General features: G+C 60.1%; 20 protein-coding genes. 14 read left to right on the forward strand and 6 right to left on the reverse strand.

The genetic code is table 11. From position 1 onward, the window contains the following. Positions 1 to 5: 5 nt before the first annotated feature. From kdsA to ispD, 4 genes are all read left to right on the forward strand, one after another. Positions 6 to 851, forward strand: a complete 846-nt coding sequence (gene kdsA, locus C4J83_RS06660) for a 3-deoxy-8-phosphooctulonate synthase (protein ID WP_010212442.1) — start codon at positions 6 to 8, stop codon at positions 849 to 851. Between the two features lie 157 nt (positions 852 to 1,008). Then, the gene (gene eno, locus C4J83_RS06665) at positions 1,009 to 2,298 is read left to right on the forward strand and encodes a phosphopyruvate hydratase (protein WP_106577156.1); all 1,290 of its coding nucleotides are present in this window, start codon (positions 1,009 to 1,011) and stop codon (positions 2,296 to 2,298) included. Positions 2,299 to 2,469: 171 nt separating this feature from the next. Then, positions 2,470 to 2,748, forward strand: coding sequence for a cell division protein FtsB (ftsB, locus tag C4J83_RS06670; protein WP_017137157.1), 279 nt, complete (start codon positions 2,470 to 2,472; stop codon positions 2,746 to 2,748). Continuing rightward, positions 2,745 to 3,452 carry a 2-C-methyl-D-erythritol 4-phosphate cytidylyltransferase gene (gene ispD, locus C4J83_RS06675; protein ID WP_106577155.1) on the forward strand — a complete coding sequence of 236 codons (708 nt, stop codon included), beginning with the start codon at positions 2,745 to 2,747 and terminating at the stop codon, positions 3,450 to 3,452. Before ftsB ends, ispD begins: the two co-directional genes overlap by 4 nt. A 111-nt stretch (positions 3,453 to 3,563) precedes the next feature. On the opposite strand, the gene C4J83_RS06680 is transcribed toward ispD, so the two are convergent. Further along, positions 3,564 to 4,460, reverse strand: coding sequence for a LysR substrate-binding domain-containing protein (locus tag C4J83_RS06680; protein ID WP_106577154.1), 897 nt, complete (start codon positions 4,458 to 4,460; stop codon positions 3,564 to 3,566). Between the two features lie 109 nt (positions 4,461 to 4,569). Between C4J83_RS06680 and C4J83_RS06685 the strand changes: the two genes are divergently transcribed. From C4J83_RS06685 to rpoS, 8 genes are all read left to right on the forward strand, one after another. Then, positions 4,570 to 5,682, forward strand: a complete 1,113-nt coding sequence (locus C4J83_RS06685) for an S-(hydroxymethyl)glutathione dehydrogenase/class III alcohol dehydrogenase (protein WP_119738769.1) — start codon at positions 4,570 to 4,572, stop codon at positions 5,680 to 5,682. 89 nt (positions 5,683 to 5,771) lie between these two features. Further along, entirely contained in the window at positions 5,772 to 6,617 is an 846-nt protein-coding gene (gene fghA, locus C4J83_RS06690; RefSeq protein ID WP_124416619.1) for an S-formylglutathione hydrolase, read from the forward strand. A 54-nt stretch (positions 6,618 to 6,671) separates the two neighbouring features. Beyond that, on the forward strand, positions 6,672 to 7,145 hold the full coding sequence (gene ispF, locus C4J83_RS06695; RefSeq protein WP_012722614.1) for a 2-C-methyl-D-erythritol 2,4-cyclodiphosphate synthase: 474 nt from the start codon (positions 6,672 to 6,674) through the stop codon (positions 7,143 to 7,145). Then, positions 7,142 to 8,200, forward strand: coding sequence for a tRNA pseudouridine(13) synthase TruD (truD, locus tag C4J83_RS06700; protein WP_106577150.1), 1,059 nt, complete (start codon positions 7,142 to 7,144; stop codon positions 8,198 to 8,200). Before ispF ends, truD begins: the two co-directional genes overlap by 4 nt. Beyond that, positions 8,188 to 8,937, forward strand: coding sequence for a 5'/3'-nucleotidase SurE (surE, locus tag C4J83_RS06705; protein ID WP_119738771.1), 750 nt, complete (start codon positions 8,188 to 8,190; stop codon positions 8,935 to 8,937). The genes truD and surE overlap by 13 nt, the downstream gene beginning before the upstream one ends. A 41-nt stretch (positions 8,938 to 8,978) precedes the next feature. Continuing rightward, positions 8,979 to 9,614: a protein-L-isoaspartate(D-aspartate) O-methyltransferase gene (locus tag C4J83_RS06710; RefSeq protein WP_169850588.1), complete on the forward strand. Its 636-nt coding sequence runs from the start codon at positions 8,979 to 8,981 to the stop codon at positions 9,612 to 9,614. Between the two features lie 209 nt (positions 9,615 to 9,823). Then, the gene (locus tag C4J83_RS06715) at positions 9,824 to 10,660 is read left to right on the forward strand and encodes a peptidoglycan DD-metalloendopeptidase family protein (protein ID WP_106577148.1); all 837 of its coding nucleotides are present in this window, start codon (positions 9,824 to 9,826) and stop codon (positions 10,658 to 10,660) included. Between the two features lie 106 nt (positions 10,661 to 10,766). After that, on the forward strand, positions 10,767 to 11,777 hold the full coding sequence (rpoS, locus tag C4J83_RS06720; RefSeq protein ID WP_016974430.1) for an RNA polymerase sigma factor RpoS: 1,011 nt from the start codon (positions 10,767 to 10,769) through the stop codon (positions 11,775 to 11,777). Positions 11,778 to 12,010: 233 nt separating this feature from the next. Here the strand turns inward: rpoS and C4J83_RS06730 are convergent, their stop codons facing one another. Beyond that, complete coding sequence (locus C4J83_RS06730) at positions 12,011 to 12,220, reverse strand: cold-shock protein (RefSeq protein WP_002554837.1); 210 nt, start codon at positions 12,218 to 12,220, stop codon at positions 12,011 to 12,013. A 389-nt stretch (positions 12,221 to 12,609) separates the two neighbouring features. Between C4J83_RS06730 and dcd the strand changes: the two genes are divergently transcribed. Together dcd and C4J83_RS06740 are read left to right on the forward strand one after the other, a co-directional pair. After that, positions 12,610 to 13,176, forward strand: coding sequence for a dCTP deaminase (gene dcd / locus C4J83_RS06735; RefSeq protein ID WP_106577147.1), 567 nt, complete (start codon positions 12,610 to 12,612; stop codon positions 13,174 to 13,176). Between the two features lie 107 nt (positions 13,177 to 13,283). Continuing rightward, positions 13,284 to 13,484, forward strand: a complete 201-nt coding sequence (locus C4J83_RS06740; protein WP_106577146.1) for a hypothetical protein — start codon at positions 13,284 to 13,286, stop codon at positions 13,482 to 13,484. A 30-nt stretch (positions 13,485 to 13,514) separates the two neighbouring features. Here C4J83_RS06740 and pdeM read toward each other — a convergent pair whose 3' ends face one another. From pdeM to C4J83_RS06760, 4 genes are read right to left on the reverse strand one after another with little or no spacing between them, the layout of a single operon-like run. Beyond that, the gene (pdeM, locus tag C4J83_RS06745) at positions 13,515 to 14,165 is read right to left on the reverse strand and encodes a ligase-associated DNA damage response endonuclease PdeM (protein ID WP_124416621.1); all 651 of its coding nucleotides are present in this window, start codon (positions 14,163 to 14,165) and stop codon (positions 13,515 to 13,517) included. After that, entirely contained in the window at positions 14,165 to 16,645 is a 2,481-nt protein-coding gene (locus C4J83_RS06750) for a ligase-associated DNA damage response DEXH box helicase (RefSeq protein ID WP_124416622.1), read from the reverse strand. The genes pdeM and C4J83_RS06750 overlap by 1 nt, the downstream gene beginning before the upstream one ends. Before the next feature lie 57 nt (positions 16,646 to 16,702). Beyond that, positions 16,703 to 17,467, reverse strand: a complete 765-nt coding sequence (locus tag C4J83_RS06755; protein ID WP_106577143.1) for an ABC transporter ATP-binding protein — start codon at positions 17,465 to 17,467, stop codon at positions 16,703 to 16,705. Between the two features lie 13 nt (positions 17,468 to 17,480). Then, positions 17,481 to 18,599, reverse strand: coding sequence for a succinylglutamate desuccinylase/aspartoacylase family protein (locus C4J83_RS06760; protein ID WP_106577142.1), 1,119 nt, complete (start codon positions 18,597 to 18,599; stop codon positions 17,481 to 17,483). Between the last annotated feature and the right edge of the window lie 7 nt (positions 18,600 to 18,606).

Raw genomic sequence — 18,606 nt, forward strand, 5'->3', positions numbered from 1 at the left:
ACCTGATGGCCCAGAAGATCATTCGCGTAGGCGATATCGAGATTGCCAACGACAAGCCCATGGTGCTGTTCGGCGGCATGAACGTGCTGGAAAGCCGCGACATGGCGATGCAGGTCTGTGAAGAGTACGTGAAGGTGACCGAGAAACTCGGTATCCCTTACGTGTTCAAGGCCAGCTTCGACAAGGCCAACCGTTCGTCCGTGACCTCCTACCGCGGCCCGGGCCTTGAAGAAGGCATGCGGATCTTCCAGGACATCAAGCAAGCCTTCGGCGTGCCGATCATCACCGACGTCCACGAGCCTGAGCAGGCTGCCGTGGTCGCCGAGGTGTGCGACATCATCCAGTTGCCGGCCTTCCTGTCGCGCCAGACCGACCTCGTGGTCGCCATGGCCAAGACCGGCGCTGTGATCAATATCAAGAAAGCCCAGTTTCTCGCGCCCCAGGAAATGAAACACATCCTGAACAAGTGCGTGGAAGCGGGTAACGACCAGTTGATCCTCTGCGAGCGTGGTTCGAGCTTCGGCTACAACAACCTCGTGGTGGACATGCTCGGTTTCGGCATCATGAAACAGTTCGAATACCCGGTGTTCTTCGACGTGACCCACGCGCTGCAAATGCCTGGTGGTCGCGCCGATTCCGCCGGTGGGCGCCGTGCCCAGGTGCTAGACCTGGCCAAGGCGGGCATCAGCCAGTCGCTGGCGGGCCTGTTCCTGGAAGCCCATCCGGACCCGGACAACGCCAAATGCGACGGCCCATGCGCCCTGCGCCTGGACAAGCTGGAGCCATTCCTGGCCCAGCTCAAGCAGTTGGACGAACTGGTCAAGAGTTTTCCGACGGTAGAGACCGCGTAAGCGCCATTTCTCCGGTAGACTTTCCCTCGCTTTACGCTCAGGCCTGCGGGCCTGAGCCTTGTCGCCTGCAAGCCTGCCCCGTTGTTCCACCCTTGCGGTCGGTCAAAAGATTTCCTTCAGCTGCGTCGTTTTCGTCAACTTTGGAGTGTTTACAACAATGGCAAAAATCGTCGACATCAAAGGTCGTGAAGTTCTCGACTCCCGTGGCAACCCTACCGTCGAAGCCGACGTGCTCCTCGATAACGGCATCATCGGCAGCGCCTGCGCGCCGTCCGGTGCTTCCACAGGTTCCCGCGAAGCACTGGAACTGCGTGATGGCGACAAGAGCCGTTACCTGGGCAAGGGTGTACTCAAGGCTGTAGCCAACATCAACGGCCCGATCCGTGACCTGTTGCTGGGCAAGGACCCGCTGGACCAGAAAGCCCTGGACCACGCGATGATCAAGCTCGACGGCACCGAAAACAAAGGCAGCCTGGGCGCCAACGCCATCCTCGCCGTGTCCCTGGCCGCTGCCAAGGCTGCCGCACAGGACCAGGACTTGCCGCTGTACGCACACATCGCCAACCTGAACGGCACCCCGGGTGTTTACTCGATGCCGGTGCCGATGATGAACATCATCAACGGTGGCGAGCACGCTGATAACAACGTCGACATCCAGGAATTCATGGTGCAGCCGGTTGGCGCCAAGACCTTCTCCGAAGGCCTGCGCATGGGTACCGAGATTTTCCACCACCTCAAAGCTGTCCTGAAGGCCCGTGGCCTGAGCACTGCCGTGGGTGACGAAGGTGGTTTCGCGCCGAACCTGGCGTCCAACGAAGATGCACTGAAAGTGATCTCCGAAGCCGTGGCCAATGCGGGCTACAAACTGGGCACCGACGTGACCCTGGCCCTGGACTGCGCGGCCAGCGAGTTCTACGAGGACGGTAAATACAACCTGTCCGGCGAAGGCCACGTGTTCACCTCCGAAGGTTTTGCCGACTACCTCAAAGGCTTGACCGAACGCTACCCGATCATCTCCATCGAAGACGGCCTGGACGAGTCCGACTGGGCTGGCTGGAAAGTCCTCACCGACAAGATCGGCGAAAAAATCCAACTGGTCGGCGACGACCTGTTCGTGACCAACACCAAGATCCTGAAAGAAGGCATCGACAAGAAGATTGCCAACTCGATCCTGATCAAGTTCAACCAGATCGGCACCCTGACCGAAACCCTGGAAGCCATCCAGATGGCCAAGGCTGCGGGCTACACCGCCGTGATCTCCCACCGCTCCGGCGAAACCGAAGACTCGACCATTGCCGACCTGGCCGTGGGCACCTCGGCTGGGCAGATCAAGACCGGTTCCCTGTGCCGTTCCGACCGCGTTTCCAAGTACAACCAATTGCTGCGTATCGAAGAGCAATTGGCAGGTAAAGCCAAGTACAACGGTCGCAGCGAGTTTCGCGGCTGATTGTTAAATGGTAAAAGGTCTGCGGATTACGTCGGAAAAATCACGACAGCGTGAATTTCGACGCTAATCTCATGGCTAACAAGCACAAGCCTGGTTCATCCAGGCTTCGTGCTATCAGTTGCTTCAAAAGTTTTGCATGGCTGTCTTTTTTTACTGGATACCCGGATTTCGATGCGCAGTCCCAATTGGTTGTTCCTCGTCTTGCTCTTGTTGCTGGCTGGCCTGCAGTACCGCCTATGGGTGGGTAATGGCAGCTTTGCGCAGGTGAAAGAGTTGACCCAGCAAATTGCCGACCAGCACGCCGAGAACGAACGTCTGCTGGAGCGCAATCGTGTCCTCGATGCTGAAGTGCTTGAGCTGAAAAAAGGTACGGAGACCGTTGAAGAACGGGCTCGTCATGAGCTGGGCATGGTGAAAGAGGGCGAAACCCTCTATCAGCTGGCCCAATGAGTAGCGTTTTACCGGCGTTCTGGGCCGTGATTCCTGCCGCGGGCGTTGGTGCCCGTATGGCTGCGGACCGCCCCAAGCAATACTTGCAATTGGGCGGGCGCACAATTCTCGAACACAGCCTCGGCTGTTTTCTCGACCATCCAGGGCTCAAGGGGCTGGTAGTCAGTTTGGCTGTCGATGATCCTTATTGGCCGAACCTGCCTTGCGCCAATGACCCACGCATCGTGCGTGCGGACGGCGGTGACGAGCGCTCGGGTTCGGTACTCAATGCGTTGCTGCAACTCAATGCGCTGGGTGCCAGCGATGATGATTGGGTGCTGGTGCATGACGCCGCGCGGCCTAACCTCAGCCGTGATGACCTCGATAACCTGTTGTTGGAACTGTCGGATGATCCTGTCGGCGGGCTGCTGGCCGTGCCCGCTCGCGACACGCTCAAGCGCGTCGACAAGCACGCACGTGTGGTTGAAACCGTCGACCGCAGCCTGATCTGGCAAGCCTACACGCCGCAGATGTTTCGCCTCGGTGCATTGCATCGAGCGTTGGCTGATAGCTTGGTGGCTGACGCCGTCATCACCGACGAAGCCTCGGCGATGGAATGGTCCGGCCAGGCGCCGCGCCTGATTGAAGGGCGTTCGGACAATATCAAGGTGACCCGGCCCGAAGACCTGGAGTGGTTGCGGCTGCGGTGGGCGAACCGCAGGTAGTCAGTTAAACCGCGTTGACTTCATCGCAGGCAAGCCAGCTCCCACGGTTGAAATGCGACTCCCAGTGGGAGCCGGGCTAGCCCGCGATGAGACCCAGGCAGGCGCCCCAAATCACTCGCTGTACTCCGGCCGCTCGGCCAACCCCTCCTTCAAGAAATCCACCAGCTTTCTGACCTTCGGCGATAAATGCCGCTGCTGTGGATACAACGCCCACACCGCCGTGTTCGGTGGCTGATGCGCCTCCAGTAACGACACCAGCGCGCCCGTATGCAGATGCTCCAGCACGTAATAGTCCGGCAACTGGCACAGCCCGACCCCTTGCAACGCCGCATCCAGCACCGCCTGCCCACTGTTGCAGCGCCAGTTTCCCTGCACCCGTTGGGAAAATTCGCGCCCATCCTGGGCCAGTTGCCAAATATCCGAGCTGCCGATCAGGCAGTTATGCCGACTTAATTCCGACAGACTGTGTGGCCGACCATACCGCGCCAGGTAGGAAGGTGATGCGCACAGGTACATGCGCCGCGGGGCCAGGCGACTGGCGACCATGCGCGAGTCTTGCAGGCGGCCCAGGCGGATCGCCAGGTCGAGGCCTTCATGCACCAGGTCCAGCTGGCGATTGCTCAACTCGATATCCACGCGCAATTGCGGGTAGAGCCCCATGAATCGTGTGACCAGTGGCACAATAAAACGCTCGCCGTAAGCCACCGCGCAGGTCATGCGCAACATGCCCTTGGGTTCGCTGGCGAGGTCGCCGACGGCGCGCAATGCTTCTTCGCGACCGTCCTGCAAGCGTTGGCAGTGTTGCAGGAAGGTCTGGCCGGCTTCGGTCAGCGTGACCTTGCGCGTGCTGCGATAGAGCAACCGGGTTTGCAGCCGTTCTTCCAGGCGCGCCACCTGCCGGCTGATGTGCGATGACGACACGCCAAGTCGCTCGGCCGCCGCTGTGAATTGGCTGCACTCAGCCACCGCAACAAACTCGTCGATGCCTTCCCAGCGGTTTTCCAGCATGTTGATTATCCCTGTACAGCAATAAAGTTTTGCTTTCGCTCGGATTATTAATCACTGGGCCATGTTTTACACTCAGCGCTTCAGTTTTTAATTTCCTGGAGAAACCCGGATGATCAAGTCCCGCGCCGCTGTAGCCTTCGAAGCGAAGAAGCCCCTAGAGATCGTCGAAGTCGATGTCGCCATGCCCAAGGCCGGCGAGGTGCTGCTGCGGGTGGTCGCGTCCGGCGTGTGCCATACCGACGCGTACACCTTGTCGGGCGCCGACCCGGAAGGGATCTTTCCGTCGATCCTCGGCCATGAAGGTGGCGCGGTGGTTGAAGCAATCGGCGAGGGCGTGACTTCGGTGGCCGTCGGCGACCACGTGATCCCGCTGTACACGCCGGAATGCGGCAAGTGCAAATTCTGCCTGTCGGGCAAGACCAACCTGTGCCAGGCCATTCGGTCCACGCAGGGCAAAGGCCTGATGCCGGATGGCACCACACGTTTCTCCTACAAGGGCCAGCCGATTTTCCACTACATGGGTACCTCGACGTTCTCCGAGTACACCGTGCTGCCGGAAATTTCCGTGGCAAAAATCCCTAAAGAAGCGCCGTTGGAAAAGGTCTGCCTGCTCGGCTGCGGCGTTACCACCGGCATCGGCGCGGTGATCAACACTGCCAAGGTCAAGCCGGGCGATACCGTGGCTATCTTCGGCCTCGGCGGCATTGGCCTGTCGGCCATCATCGGCGCGGTGAAAGCCAAGGCCGGTCGCATCATTGCCATCGACATCAACCCGGCCAAGTTTGAAATCGCCAAGCAATTGGGCGCCACCGACTGCATCAACCCGAAAGACTACGACCGCCCCATCCAGGACGTGATCGTCGACTTGACCGATGGCGGCGTGGACTTTTCCTTCGAGTGCATCGGCAACGTGCAACTGATGCGCGCGGCCCTGGAGTGCTGCCACAAGGGTTGGGGCGAGTCGGTGATCATTGGTGTAGCCGGTGCTGGCCAGGAAATCGCCACCCGCCCATTCCAGCTGGTGACCGGGCGCGTCTGGCGCGGTTCGGCATTTGGCGGCGTGCGTGGCCGTTCCGAATTGCCAAGCTACGTGGAAATGGCCCAGTCCGGCGAAATCCCGCTGGACACCTTTATCACCCACACCATGGGTCTGGAAGACATCAACAAAGCGTTTGACCTGATGCATGAAGGTAAGAGCATTCGTACCGTCATTCACTTTTAAAGCAGCTGCAAGTTGCACGCTCTAGGCTGCAAAAAGGTGTATGTCTGCCTGCAGCCTAAAGTTTGCCGCTCGCCGCTGGGAGCATTCCCATGACCCTGGAAAATATCTCCTGCCAAAAGAGTTTTGGCGGCTGGCATAAACGCTACAAACACAGCTCCCACGTGCTCGGGTGCGACATGACCTTTGCCGTCTACCTGCCGCCACAGGCGGAGCAGGGCGGCAAACTGCCGGTGGTGTACTGGCTGTCCGGCTTGACCTGCACCGACGAAAACTTCATGCAAAAGGCTGGTGCTCAGCGTGTGGCCGCCGAGCTGGGGTTGATCATCGTTGCTCCGGACACCAGCCCGCGTGGGCCCGGTGTGCCGGGCGACCCTGACAACGCCTGGGATTTTGGCCTGGGGGCCGGCTTCTACCTGAATGCCACGCAGGAACCTTGGGCCAAGCACTATCGGATGCATGACTACGTGGTGCAGGAATTGCCTGCGTTGGTTGAAGCGCATTTCCCTGCATCGGCAGAGCGCGGCATCAGCGGCCACTCCATGGGCGGCCACGGTGCGTTGGTGTGTGCCTTGCGCAACCCTGGGCGCTACCAATCAGTGTCGGCATTTTCGCCGATCAATAACCCGATGGATTGCCCATGGGGCCAGAAGGCCTTCTCGCGTTATTTGGGTGATGAACGCTCTAAATGGCGTGAATGGGACGCCTGCGCGCTGATCAGCGAGGCCACGCAAAAGCTGCCATTGCTGGTGGATCAGGGCGACCGCGACGATTTCCTCGCCGTGCAGCTCAAGCCCGAAGCCCTGCAGCAAGCGGCCAAGGCGGCCAACCATCCGCTCGAACTGCGCCTGCAACCCGGCTACGACCACAGCTACTTCTTTATCGCCAGCTTCATCGAAGATCATTTGCGACATCATGGGCGTGCTTTGCTCGGTTAATGTGAGGCAAAAGTAGGTAGAATCACGCCCTGAATTAAATCGGGGCGTTTTTTTATGCGTATTGGCCACGGCTACGATGTGCACCGTTTCGCTGAAGGCGATTTCATCACCTTGGGCGGCGTGCGCATTGCACACCACCATGGGTTGCTCGCTCATTCCGACGGCGACGTTGTATTGCACGCCTTGAGCGATGCCCTGCTCGGCGCAGCGGCGTTGGGCGATATCGGCAAGCACTTTCCAGACACCGACCCAACCTTCAAGGGTGCGGACAGCCGCGTCTTGCTGCGCCATGTGGTTGGCCTGATCCACGCCAAGGGCTGGAAGGTCGGGAATGTCGACAACACCATCGTCGCCCAGGCGCCGAAAATGGCCCCGCATATCGAATCGATGCGCGCACTGATTGCCGCGGATCTGCAAATTGAATTGGATCAAGTCAACGTGAAAGCCACCACCACCGAAAAACTCGGGTTTACCGGACGTGAAGAGGGCATCGCGGTGCACTCCGTTGCCTTGTTGCTGCGCGCATGAATGACTTGCAACTGTTGGGCCCGCGGGCCTACGGCGAGGCTTTGGGCAGCGCCGTATTAAAAGCGACGGCTGAAGATTTCCAGGTAGACGAAGTGCTGGATATTCCGCTGACCGGCGACGGCGAGCACCTGTGGCTGTGGGTCGAAAAGCGCGGTTTGAATACCGAAGAAGCCGCGCGGCGCATTGCGAAGGCCGCCGGCGTGCCGCTGCGCACCGTCAGCTATGCCGGGCTCAAGGATCGCCAGGCGTTGACGCGCCAGTGGTTCAGCGTGCAACTGCCGGGCAAGGCCGATCCGGACATGAGCGGTGCGCAGAACGACACCCTTAAAATCCTCAAGATCGTCCGTCATAAACGCAAGCTGCAGCGGGGTGCGCATTCGGCCAACGGCTTTACCCTGCGCCTGACCCAATTGGCTGGCGACACCGCCGCCATCGACGCGCGTTTGCAGCAGATTGCCCAGCACGGTATCCCCAATTACTTCGGTGCCCAGCGCTTCGGCCACAACGGCGGCAACGTGGCGGACGCGCGTGAATGGGCGGCCCGCAAGGCCCTGCCGGAGCAGCGCAATGTGCGCTCGCGGCTGCTGTCTACCGCGCGTAGTTTTCTCTTCAATAAAGTCCTGGCAGCACGTGTGGCAGACGGGTCCTGGCAGCGCGCCCAGGTCGGCGATTTGTTGGCGTTTACTGACAGCCGCAGTTTTTTCCCGGCGGGGGAGGCTGAATGCAGCGACCCGCGCCTGGCGATTCTGGACCTGCACCCGACAGGGCCGCAGTGGGGCGAAGGCAATTCGCCGGCGTCGGGGGCGACCTTCGCGCTGGAACAGGCAATCGCCGACGGTGAAGCCGACCTGCGCGATTGGCTGGTCAATGCCGGCATGAGCCAGGAGCGTCGCATTCTGCGACTGCCCATTGGCGGGTTGACGTGGCATTATCCCTCGCTGGACATTCTGCAACTGGAATTCGTCCTGCCGGCCGGATGCTTCGCCACTGTCTTGGTGCGCGAGCTTGTTGATCTGGTGCCGGTGGGGCAGACGGACAGCCCATGCGTATTCTGATATCAAACGATGACGGTGCCACCGCACCCGGCCTTGCCGCGCTTTATGCTGCGCTGGAAGACTACGCCGAGTGTGTGGTGGTTGCCCCGGACCAGGACAAGAGCGGCGCCAGCAGTTCGCTGACGCTCGACCGTCCGTTGCACCCGCAGGTTCTGGCCAATGGCTTTATCAGCGTGAACGGTACCCCCACCGATTGCGTGCACCTGGCGATCAACAGCTTGTTGGAGCAGGAGCCGGACCTGGTGGTGTCGGGTATCAACCTGGGCGCCAACCTGGGCGATGACGTGCTGTATTCGGGTACGGTGGCGGCGGCGCTTGAAGGGCGTTTCCTGGGCCGCACCTCGTTCGCCTTTTCCTTTGCCTCGCGGCAGTTGGACAACCTGGCGACGGCGGCGTATTTCGCCCGCAAGCTGGTGGAGGCCCACGGATCACTGGACCTGCCGCCGCGCACAGTACTTAACGTCAACATCCCTAATTTGCCCCTCGACCATATTCGCGGCATCCAACTGACGCGTCTGGGCCATCGCGCCCGTGCGGCGGCGCCTCTGAAAGTGGTCGATCCGCGCGGCAAGGAAGGTTATTGGATTGCGGCGGCCGGCGACGCCGAGGACGGTGGCCCGGGCACAGACTTTCATGCGGTGATGCAAGGTTATGTATCGATTACCCCGTTGCAGCTTGATCGCACCTTCAGTGATGCCTTCAGTAGTCTCGATGGCTGGCTTGAGGGGCTGCGTTGATGGCGCGTGAACAAGACGACCTGCTGCGCCGTGGCATCGGGATGACCTCGCAGCGTACGCGCGAGCGTTTGATCCAGCGCCTGTACGAAGAAGGGCTGTCGAACGCCCAGGTGCTGGAAGTCATCCGGCGCACACCACGCCACCTGTTTGTCGACGAAGCCCTGGCGCATCGGGCCTATGAAGACACCGCGTTGCCCATCGGCCACAACCAGACCATTTCGCAGCCTTATATGGTCGCGCGCATGAGTGAGCTGTTGCTGGCGGCGGGGCCGTTGGACAAAGTGCTGGAGATCGGCACCGGTTCGGGTTACCAGACCGCCGTGCTGTCGCAACTGGTGGAGCGGGTGTTCTCGGTGGAGCGCATCAAGGTCCTGCAGGACCGCGCCAAGGAGCGCCTGGTGGAGCTCAACCTGCGTAACGTGGTGTTTCGCTGGGGCGATGGCTGGGAAGGCTGGCCGGCGCTGGCGCCGTATAACGGCATCATCGTTACCGCCGTTGCAACCGATGTACCGCAGGCCTTGCTGGATCAACTGGCACCTGGCGGGCGATTGGTTATCCCGGTGGGTTCCGGCGAAGTGCAACAATTGATGCTCATTATCCGGGAAGACGAAGGCTTTTCCCGGCATGTACTGGGCGCCGTGCGCTTTGTACCCTTGCTCAATGGCCCGCTGGCCTGATCATTTATTCGCAAACAGTGAATTCTGTGGGTGGGGATGTGTCTTACAGCGGGGCTCATAGAGTCAACATGACGGGAAACCGGGTTTAAACATGATGAATTTTTCGTTTCAGTCGTGTGCCGGTAAAAATCCAATGCCCAGTTATACTTGCGTCATATTTCAAGCCTGATACAGGCGTTCATGTTCAGCCACCACAAAGGGAGCGGCGGGTGAGTCTCACAGGTCCTGCGCAGCGTATGAGTAAAACAAGCTTTCAGCGACTGGTGCTTGGCCTTGTCTTGAGTTCCTTATTGGCGGCCTGTTCGAGCACGCCATCCAGCGGTGCGCGGGTGGTTGACCGCAATAATGCAGTGCCGCAAAAACCGACGGTCACCACCGGTCAGTATGTAGTGCGAAAGGGGGACACGATGTTCTCGATCGCCTTCCGTTACGGTTGGGATTACAAGGCGCTCGCAGCTCGTAACAATATTCCTGTGCCATACACGATACATCCAGGTCAGACCATTCGTTTCGATGGACGCACCGGTTCAACGCCTACGACAGTTGTGACAAATTCCGGATCTTCGCCGTCGTCTTCGAGCAAAACCACGATCATCACCCGGCCTGCAGGCACCGCCGCGCCTACGGTTGCGAGCAAACCAGCGCCTGCGCCTCTGCCGCCTGCAGGGCCTGCTCCGACCGGTTGGGGATGGCCTTCAAACGGGGTGTTGATTGGAAAATTCTCTTCAAACGGTAGTTTGAATAAAGGCATTGATATCGCCGGGGATTTGGGACAGCCTGTTTTAGCTGCGTCTGATGGGACAGTGGTGTACGCCGGGAGTGGTTTGCGGGGCTACGGCGAACTGGTCATCATCAAACACAGCGATACCTACGTCAGTGCTTACGGTCACAACCGCAGGCTGTTGGTTCGGGAGGGGCAGCAAGTCAAAGTCGGACAGACAATTGCCGAAATGGGGTCAACTGGTACAGACCGGGTGAAACTGCACTTTGAGATTCGCCGCCAAGGGAAACCTGTAGATCCGCTGCAATTCCTACCCCGTCGTTGATGTGTTGCACAGCCTGTTCCCTCACGTAGAAGGAACAGGCTCCAGCGTTGCCAAGGATAGAGGCGTCGCTTGAGCTTGAGGTCGAACTCACCAAAGGACTATAACAATGGCTCTCAGTAAAGAAGCGCCGGAGTTTGACATCGACGATGAGGTTCTCCTTGAAATGGAGATACTCACCGAAAAGGAATCGATGTCGAATGATGAAGGGTCTGCTACACCTTCAGTTCGCACCAAATCCAAGAACTCCACCGCGTTAAAGCAACACAAGTACATTGACTACACGCGGGCGCTCGACGCAACGCAGCTGTACCTCAATGAAATCGGCTTTTCCCCTCTGCTCACTCCCGAAGAAGAAGTCCATTTTGCGCGCTTGTCGCAAAAAGGCGATCCGGCTGGGCGCAAACGCATGATTGAAAGTAACTTGCGCCTGGTGGTGAAAATCGCCCGACGCTACGTCAATCGTGGGCTGTCGCTGCTGGACCTGATCGAGGAGGGCAACCTGGGCTTGATCCGGGCGGTGGAGAAGTTTGACCCTGAGCGGGGCTTCCGCTTTTCGACCTATGCCACCTGGTGGATTCGTCAGACCATCGAACGGGCGATCATGAATCAAACCCGTACGATCCGGTTGCCGATCCATGTGGTCAAGGAGCTCAACGTCTACCTGCGGGCGGCGCGTGAGCTGACACAAAAACTCGATCATGAACCTTCGCCTGAAGAAATCGCCAACCTGCTGGAAAAGCCGGTTGGCGAGGTTAAGCGCATGCTCGGCCTGAACGAGCGCGTGTCTTCGGTCGATGTCTCGCTGGGTCCGGATTCGGATAAAACCCTGCTGGACACCCTGACGGATGATCGTCCGACGGATCCTTGCGAACTGTTGCAGGACGATGATCTTTCCCAAAGCATTGACCAGTGGCTGTCTGAGCTCACGGACAAGCAGCGTGAAGTGGTGATTCGCCGCTTCGGCCTGCGCGGCCATGAGAGCAGTACCCTGGAGGACGTAGGCCTGGAGATCGGTTTGACCCGTGAGCGGGTGCGGCAGATCCAGGTAGAGGGCCTCAAGCGCTTGCGTGAGATCCTTGAGAAGAATGGCTTGTCGAGTGAGTCGTTGTTCCAGTAACAACGCTGTATGAACTGTGGGAGCAGGCTTGTGTGGGAGCCGGCTTGCCAGCGATAGCATCGTCTCGGTGTAACTGATACACCGAGGCGTTAGCATCGCAGGCAAGCCAGCTCCCACATAAGTAGGCTCCCACATTTTTTTGTGTCCGGGATTCCGGTGGCGTTGCGCCAAATCCCAGGCATAAAAAAACCCCGCTTTTGAGGGCGGGGTTTTTTCGACTAAGTCAGTACAAGTTAGATAACTTGAACTTCTTCAGCTTGCATGCCTTTCTGACCGCGGGTAGCGATGAAAGAAACCTGTTGGCCTTCTTTCAGGCTTTTGAAGCCGTCGGATTGGATAGCTTTGAAGTGAACGAACAGGTCGTCACCGGATTGTGGAGTGATGAAGCCGAAGCCTTTTTCATCGTTGAACCACTTAACGGTACCAGTTTGGCGATTAGACATGGTGTATCTCCTTGGACAAAGTTAACTGCGACTCAGGAAAAGCCCTGGCCGAGACTGAGTGCAAAGAGCAGGAAAAATTCTTGGAGATGGTTGGATCGAAATTCAACATATCGTGTAGAGATTCTCAGTGACACAAGCAGCACAGTGGCGCCACCTTAACCCTTTTTCCGGAACGTGCCAATGGTATTTCCGAAGGTTTCTCTATTTTCGTGACTGGCGGTGGTATTTACAGTCACAACGGACCGCACTATGAGCCCCGGCCCCGTTGGCTGCGGCTTGCAGCAGCCGGCGCATTCATCAAGAAAAGCCCCGCGCCCTTTGAACCCCGAAGCCGGCCCCGGTAAGATGCCCAACAGAATTTTTCCACCTCGCTATTCAGGACACCCGCCATGAGCATCAAATCGGACAAGTGGATTCGCCGCATGGCGCAAGAGCACGGCATGATCGAACCGTTCGTTGAACGCCAGATCCGTGGCGCAGGCGACGCTCCGGTGATTTCGTACGGTGTTTCCAGCTATGGCTACGACGTGCGTTGCGCCGACGAATTCAAGGTGTTCACCAATATCAACTCGGCGATCGTCGACCCGAAGAATTTCGACGAAAAGAGCTTCGTCGACGTCAAGAGCGACGTGTGCATCATCCCGCCAAACTCCTTCGCCCTGGCGCGCACCGTGGAGTTTTTCCGTATCCCGCGTGACGTGCTGACCATTTGCTTGGGCAAAAGCACCTACGCGCGCTGCGGCATCATCGTCAACGTGACGCCGCTTGAGCCCGAGTGGGAAGGTCACGTGACCCTGGAGTTCTCTAACACCACCACGTTGCCGGCGAAGATCTACGCCAATGAAGGCGTGGCACAGATGCTGTTCCTGCAGTCCGATGAGGCCTGTGAAGTGTCCTACAAGGACCGCGCCGGCAAGTATCAGGGCCAGCGTGGCGTCACACTCCCACGCGCTTGATCGAAAGGTCTTACACGTTAAGGGAATTAGTCTGCGGGAAGTGACTCTATTGGGTGTACTGCCTCGGTGCGTGCAAAACGCGCCGAGCCACGCTTGAGGAGTACTTTATGAAGATCGACCCGCGAATCAGCGCCGAACTCGCCCGGCTTGAACCCAACCAGATTGGTGTTCTGGCCTGGTCCCTGATGGCCGACCCTGCGTATGCAGGCGGCATCCCTGGTCAACCTGATCAAGATTGGCCGCAACCGCCCACCGAGCCTGGTGAACCGACGCTGCCGGATGAGCCGCCACCCGCGCCTGTCGCCTGATCGTTCAGGGCAATAGACATGGCCGGTTGTTCAGCGCACCGGCCATACGTCCTCATCGCCGATCACAAAGATCTGCTGATCGTCGCGCTGCTCCACTGAATAACCCCCGGTAAAGGCGCCGAACGCCGGCAACAGGCTGATCCGCGACCCGAACTGAAAGCACGGCAGGCGCAAGCTCTGGCGGCCCCTGCCGCGCAGTCGATAGACCGGGTGCACATGCCCCGCCAGCACATGGTGGCTGGCATGCGCGTCTGGTTCGTGTTGCAGGGCGAACGGCCCCATCAGCAAAGGCTCCGGCACCACCTCGATGCCCAAGTCGGCCGGTGGGTCGCCTGCGCGTTTGTCGTGATTGCCACGAATCAGCGTCAGGCCAAGGTCGCGATTGTGCTCACGCCACGCTCTCAAGGCGCTCAGGGTGCCGCTGGCGTGAGAGCCGGGGCCGTGCAGGAAGTCACCGAGAAAGATCACCTGCTCGCACGGCAAGGCCGATAACAGCCGGTCCAGGCGTTGCAGGTTTTCAGTCGTGGTGCCTTGGGGCACGGGTTGCCCAAGGCTGCGGTAGGCGGAGGCCTTGCCAAAATGCACGTCGGCAATCAGCAAACACCGACGCGAGGGCCAGTACACGGCCTTTTCCGCCAGCAACCACAGCTCTTCTCCCTCAAGCATTACCGAACAATGCATCAGCGTTTCCCGTTATCAGCGACTTTTTCCAGGTCTTTGACCATCCGTGCAATGCGCTCCGAGAGTTTCTCCGAACTCATGCTCTCGCGCATCCGCTCAACCAGCAGTGGGAAGGCCAGCGGTGTAGCCCGTTCGATCAGGTGCAAGTCCAGTTTCAGCGCGGCCAGATGGCGCAATGTCTGTTCCAGCCGACGAATATCCAACTCGTCACGCAGGACTTCTTCCCCGGCCTGGGTCAGCAGCAGGTTCTGCGGGTCATATTGCTTGAACACTTCAAAAAACAACCCGCTGGAGGCCTGAACCTGCCGCGTGCTTTTTGGCGCCCCGGGGTAACCCGCGAACACCAGCCCGGCGATGCGCGCGATCTCGCGAAAACGTCTAAGGGCCAATTCCCCGGCATTCAAGCTGGCTATGACGTCGGTCAGCAAATTTTGCGGACTCAATAACGCTTCGTTCAGCAGTAATGGCCAATCCACCGGCGTGGCACTCAACAGCTCCAGCCCGTAATCATTCACCGCGATTGAAAAGGTCACCGGCTGCTGTTGGCTGACCCGCCACGCCAGCAGGCTGGCCAGGCCCAGATGCACTTGGCGTCCGGCGAAGGGGTAAAGAAACACGTGCCATCCTTCCCGCGACTTCAGGGCTTCGGCCAGCAAATGCGTGCGAGTCGGCAGGCCCGACCAGCGCAACTGGGTTTGCAGCAAGGGTTGCACCGCCTGCATTTCCGGGCCGTCGAAATGCCCGTGCGCCGCCGCATCAAACCGTTCGACCACCGCCTGCGCCAGTTCGTTGGAAAGCGGCATGCGCCCGCCATTCCAACGCGGCACGGCGGCTCTTTTCGCGGTGCTGCGACGCACGTAAGCCGTCATGTTTTCCACGCGCACCAGCTCCAGCAAACGCCCGGCAAACAGGAAACCATCACCGGGTTTGAGCCGTGCGATAAAGCCTTCCTCGACACTGCCCAGGTTCTTGCCGCCGCCGCCCTTGCTCCAGAATTTCAGCTGGATACTCGCGTCACTGACGATGGTGCCTACACTCATGCGATGGCGCCGCGCCAGGCGTGCATCCGGCACGCGCCACACGCCGTGCTCGTCGGGCTCCACGCGGCGGTAATCCGGGTAAGCCGTCAGCGACAATCCGCCATGGCGCACAAACCCCAGCGCCCAGGCCCAGTCGGCTTGCGTGAGGTCACGGTAAGCCCAGGCACCGCGCACTTCCGCCAGCAGCGCATCAGGCGTAAAGCCTCCGCCCAGCGCCATGCTCACCAAATGCTGTACGAGCACGTCCAGCGGCTTGTAAGGCGATTCACGGGCTTCGATGCGCCGTTGGGCGATCGCGTCTTGGGCGGCCGCCGCTTCCACCAGTTCCAGGCTGTGGGTCGGCACCAGCGTCACCCGGGACGGCCGCCCTGGCGCGTGGCCGGAGCGTCCGGCGCGCTGCATCAGGCGCGCCACGCCTTTGGCCGAGCCGATTTGCAGCACGCGCTCCACCGGCAGAAAATCCACCCCCAGGTCCAGGCTGGAGGTGCACACCACCGCCTTGAGCTGGCCGTCTTTCAAGGCTCGCTCCACCCAGTCGCGCGTTTCGCGCGAGAGTGAGCCATGGTGCAGCGCGATCACTCCCGCCCAATCCGGGCGCGCATCGAGCAACGCCTGGTACCAGATCTCCGACTGCGCCCGTGTGTTGGTAAACACCAGGCAACTGCTGCTGGAATCAACTTCGGCGACGACTTGCGGCAACATCTTCAAACCAATATGCCCGGCCCAGGGAAAGCGCTCAGTGGTGGGCGGCAACAAGGTATCGACCTGCAGCGTTTTGGCCGTTTGCCCCTGCACGTTGATCCCGCCACCTTGTGGGACCAAAACCTCCAGTGCGTGAGCCTGATTACCCAACGTCGCCGAAATTCCCCACACCATCAGTTCCGGATGCCACCGCCGCAAGCGCGCCAGCGCCAGTTGCAGCTGCACACCACGCTTGTTGCCGATCAGTTCATGCCATTCATCCACGATGACCATGCGCAGGTGCGCCAGGCTCGATTCACTGTCGGCACGCGCCAGCATCAACGTAAGACTTTCCGGCGTGGTAACCAGCGCGGTGGGCTGGCGGCGGGTTTGGCGGGCGCGTTCGCTGCTGCTGGTATCGCCGGTGCGCAGGCCGATGCTCCACGGAATCTGCAAGACCTCCAGTGGCGCTTCAAGGGCGCGTGCAGTGTCGGCGGCCAATGCGCGCATGGGTGTAATCCACAGCACGGTCAGCGGCTCAGCCGGCGGTTTGCGTTTGCCGGTGGCGGGCGGGCGAGTGATGGCGAAGCGATTAAGGGCGGCAAACCACAGTGCATAGGTTTTACCCGCGCCGGTGCTGGCATGCAGCAAGCCTGACTGACCCTGCTTGACCGCCGCCCATACCTCTTTCTGAAAGGCGAACGGTTTCCAGCCCTTGGCGGCAAACCAGTGTTTTGCGAAGTCGAGGGGTTTTGCCATGGGTGGGCTGACGCTCTGGAGGCTCTCATTCAGAGACCCTCCAGGCGCCGCAAAGGTTTACTTCAAATTGCCGCTCAAAAACTGCTGCAGGCGCTCGCTCTTCGGATTGCCCAGCACATCCGCAGGCGCACCTTGCTCTTCCACCAGGCCCTTGTGCAGGAACAACACCTGGCTCGACACCTTGCGCGCAAAGCTCATCTCGTGGGTGACCATGATCATGGTGCGGCCTTCCTCGGCCAGCCCCTGGATCACCTTCAATACTTCACCGACCAGCTCCGGGTCGAGGGCCGAGGTCGGCTCGTCGAACAGCATCACCTCCGGCTCCATGGCCAGGGCGCGGGCGATGGCCACGCGTTGCTGTTGGCCACCCGACAGGAACGCCGGGTATTGATCGGCCACGCGCGCCGGCAAGCCCACCTTGTCCAGGTAGCGACGGGCGCGGTCTTCGGCGTCCTTCTTGCTGCAACCCAGCACCCGGCGCGGGGCCATGGTGATGTTTTCCAGCACGCTCATGTGGCTCCACAGGTTGAAATGCTGGAACACCATCGCCAGCCGCGTGCGCAGGCGTTGCAGCTCGGCGTCGTCGGCCACGCGCATGCCGTGGCGGTCACTGACCATGCGGATTTGCTGGCCGTCGAGGGTCATCGCGCCGTCGTTGGGGGTTTCCAGAAAGTTGATGCAGCGCAAAAAGGTGCTTTTGCCCGAACCGCTGGCGCCGATCAAACTGATCACATCACCGGTCTTGGCCTTGAGCGAGACACCTTTGAGCACTTCATTGTCGCCATAGCTTTTATGCAGGCCTTCAACGGTCAATTTGTACATGGGGCGTGCATCCTCAAGGCGAAAGTAGGTAGCCGCTGCGGTAGGCTTCATGGCCTGCGACATGGCTGATCACCATGCCGGCAGTGGCCATGCGCCGCAGCGAACGGGCGTAAAGCAGGCCGGCGTTTTTACAGTGCACGGGCGTTACGCGGTCAGTAAGCGGGTCGATGATTTCGGCGATCAATTGCCCGGCTTCCAGGTATTCACCCGGCAGGGCGCAAAATACCAGCAAACCGCCAACGGGCGTGGTCACAGGCTCGACGCCCGCCAGTGGGGTGGCCGGGTAGGGCAAGGCAGGCAATGGCGCGGCGGTGCCTTCAATCGCGCCGAAGTGGATCAGATAATCGATGATCGCCTGGCAGTCGAGGCGGGCCAGGCCATGGTTGACGTCGCCCTGGCCGCGCAGCTCGACGGTCACCGAAAAGCTGCCCATGGGAATCGGGAAGCGCTCGCCGAAGCGTTGCTGCAACTGCCACCACACCAGGGTGAAACACTCATCGAAGGACTGCCCGCCGGAATCGGTGGCAAGCAAATTGGCTTCCGAGCCGATGTAGCGTGCCAGCGGCTCCACCTGCGGCCAGGCCTCGGGCGTGGTGTACAGGTGCGCCACGGCTTCGAAGTCGCAATGCAGGTCGAGCACCATGTCGGCCTCGCAGGCCAGGCGTTGCAGCACCAGGCGTTGGGATTGCAACTGGGTGTCGGCCGCTTGCCGGGCGAGGGCAGTGGACAGTGCGGCACGGATCAATCGGGCGTTGTGCTGCGCGTCATCTCCCAGCAAATACTCGACCTGGTTACCGACCTCTTCACTGAGGTCGACAAACCGGCGGTTGAAATTCTGTCCGCTTTCCAGCTCGTAGCGGCCCAGCGGAATATCCATCAACACTTGCTCCAGGCCCACCGGGTTGGCAATCGGCACCAACACGATTTCGCTGCGCAGCCTACCGGCCGCCGCCAACTCGGCCAGGCGGGCCTTGAGGTGCCAGGCCACCAGCATGCCCGGCAGTTCGTCGGCATGCAGCGATGACTGGATGTAGACCTTGCCTTCAGCCTGTTCCGGGCCGAAGTGGAAACTGTGAATCTGCCGCGCCGTGCCTGGCACCGGCGCGATCAGATCATGTACCTGATGACGCATGACAACT

This window comes from Pseudomonas sp. LBUM920 (assembly GCF_003852315.1).
Lineage (GTDB): Bacteria > Pseudomonadota > Gammaproteobacteria > Pseudomonadales > Pseudomonadaceae > Aquipseudomonas.

Excerpts from the sequence above, each read along its gene's own strand:
- C4J83_RS06750 (WP_124416622.1), bottom strand. The coding sequence starts at position 16,645 with ATGGCAAAACCCCTCGACTTCGCAAAACACTGGTTTGCCGCCAAGGGC.
- ftsB (WP_017137157.1), top strand. The coding sequence starts at position 2,470 with ATGCGCAGTCCCAATTGGTTGTTCCTCGTCTTGCTCTTGTTGCTGGCT.
- C4J83_RS06685 (WP_119738769.1), top strand. The coding sequence starts at position 4,570 with ATGATCAAGTCCCGCGCCGCTGTAGCCTTCGAAGCGAAGAAGCCCCTA.
- pdeM (WP_124416621.1), bottom strand. The coding sequence starts at position 14,165 with ATGCATTGTTCGGTAATGCTTGAGGGAGAAGAGCTGTGGTTGCTGGCG.
- C4J83_RS06730 (WP_002554837.1), bottom strand. The coding sequence starts at position 12,220 with ATGTCTAATCGCCAAACTGGTACCGTTAAGTGGTTCAACGATGAAAAA.
- eno (WP_106577156.1), top strand. The coding sequence starts at position 1,009 with ATGGCAAAAATCGTCGACATCAAAGGTCGTGAAGTTCTCGACTCCCGT.
- ispD (WP_106577155.1), top strand. The coding sequence starts at position 2,745 with ATGAGTAGCGTTTTACCGGCGTTCTGGGCCGTGATTCCTGCCGCGGGC.
- fghA (WP_124416619.1), top strand. The coding sequence starts at position 5,772 with ATGACCCTGGAAAATATCTCCTGCCAAAAGAGTTTTGGCGGCTGGCAT.
- kdsA (WP_010212442.1), top strand. The coding sequence starts at position 6 with ATGGCCCAGAAGATCATTCGCGTAGGCGATATCGAGATTGCCAACGAC.
- C4J83_RS06760 (WP_106577142.1), bottom strand. The coding sequence starts at position 18,599 with ATGCGTCATCAGGTACATGATCTGATCGCGCCGGTGCCAGGCACGGCG.
- C4J83_RS06755 (WP_106577143.1), bottom strand. The coding sequence starts at position 17,467 with ATGTACAAATTGACCGTTGAAGGCCTGCATAAAAGCTATGGCGACAAT.
- ispF (WP_012722614.1), top strand. The coding sequence starts at position 6,672 with ATGCGTATTGGCCACGGCTACGATGTGCACCGTTTCGCTGAAGGCGAT.
- C4J83_RS06710 (WP_169850588.1), top strand. The coding sequence starts at position 8,979 with ATGACCTCGCAGCGTACGCGCGAGCGTTTGATCCAGCGCCTGTACGAA.
- surE (WP_119738771.1), top strand. The coding sequence starts at position 8,188 with ATGCGTATTCTGATATCAAACGATGACGGTGCCACCGCACCCGGCCTT.
- C4J83_RS06740 (WP_106577146.1), top strand. The coding sequence starts at position 13,284 with ATGAAGATCGACCCGCGAATCAGCGCCGAACTCGCCCGGCTTGAACCC.
- dcd (WP_106577147.1), top strand. The coding sequence starts at position 12,610 with ATGAGCATCAAATCGGACAAGTGGATTCGCCGCATGGCGCAAGAGCAC.
- truD (WP_106577150.1), top strand. The coding sequence starts at position 7,142 with ATGAATGACTTGCAACTGTTGGGCCCGCGGGCCTACGGCGAGGCTTTG.
- rpoS (WP_016974430.1), top strand. The coding sequence starts at position 10,767 with ATGGCTCTCAGTAAAGAAGCGCCGGAGTTTGACATCGACGATGAGGTT.
- C4J83_RS06680 (WP_106577154.1), bottom strand. The coding sequence starts at position 4,460 with ATGCTGGAAAACCGCTGGGAAGGCATCGACGAGTTTGTTGCGGTGGCT.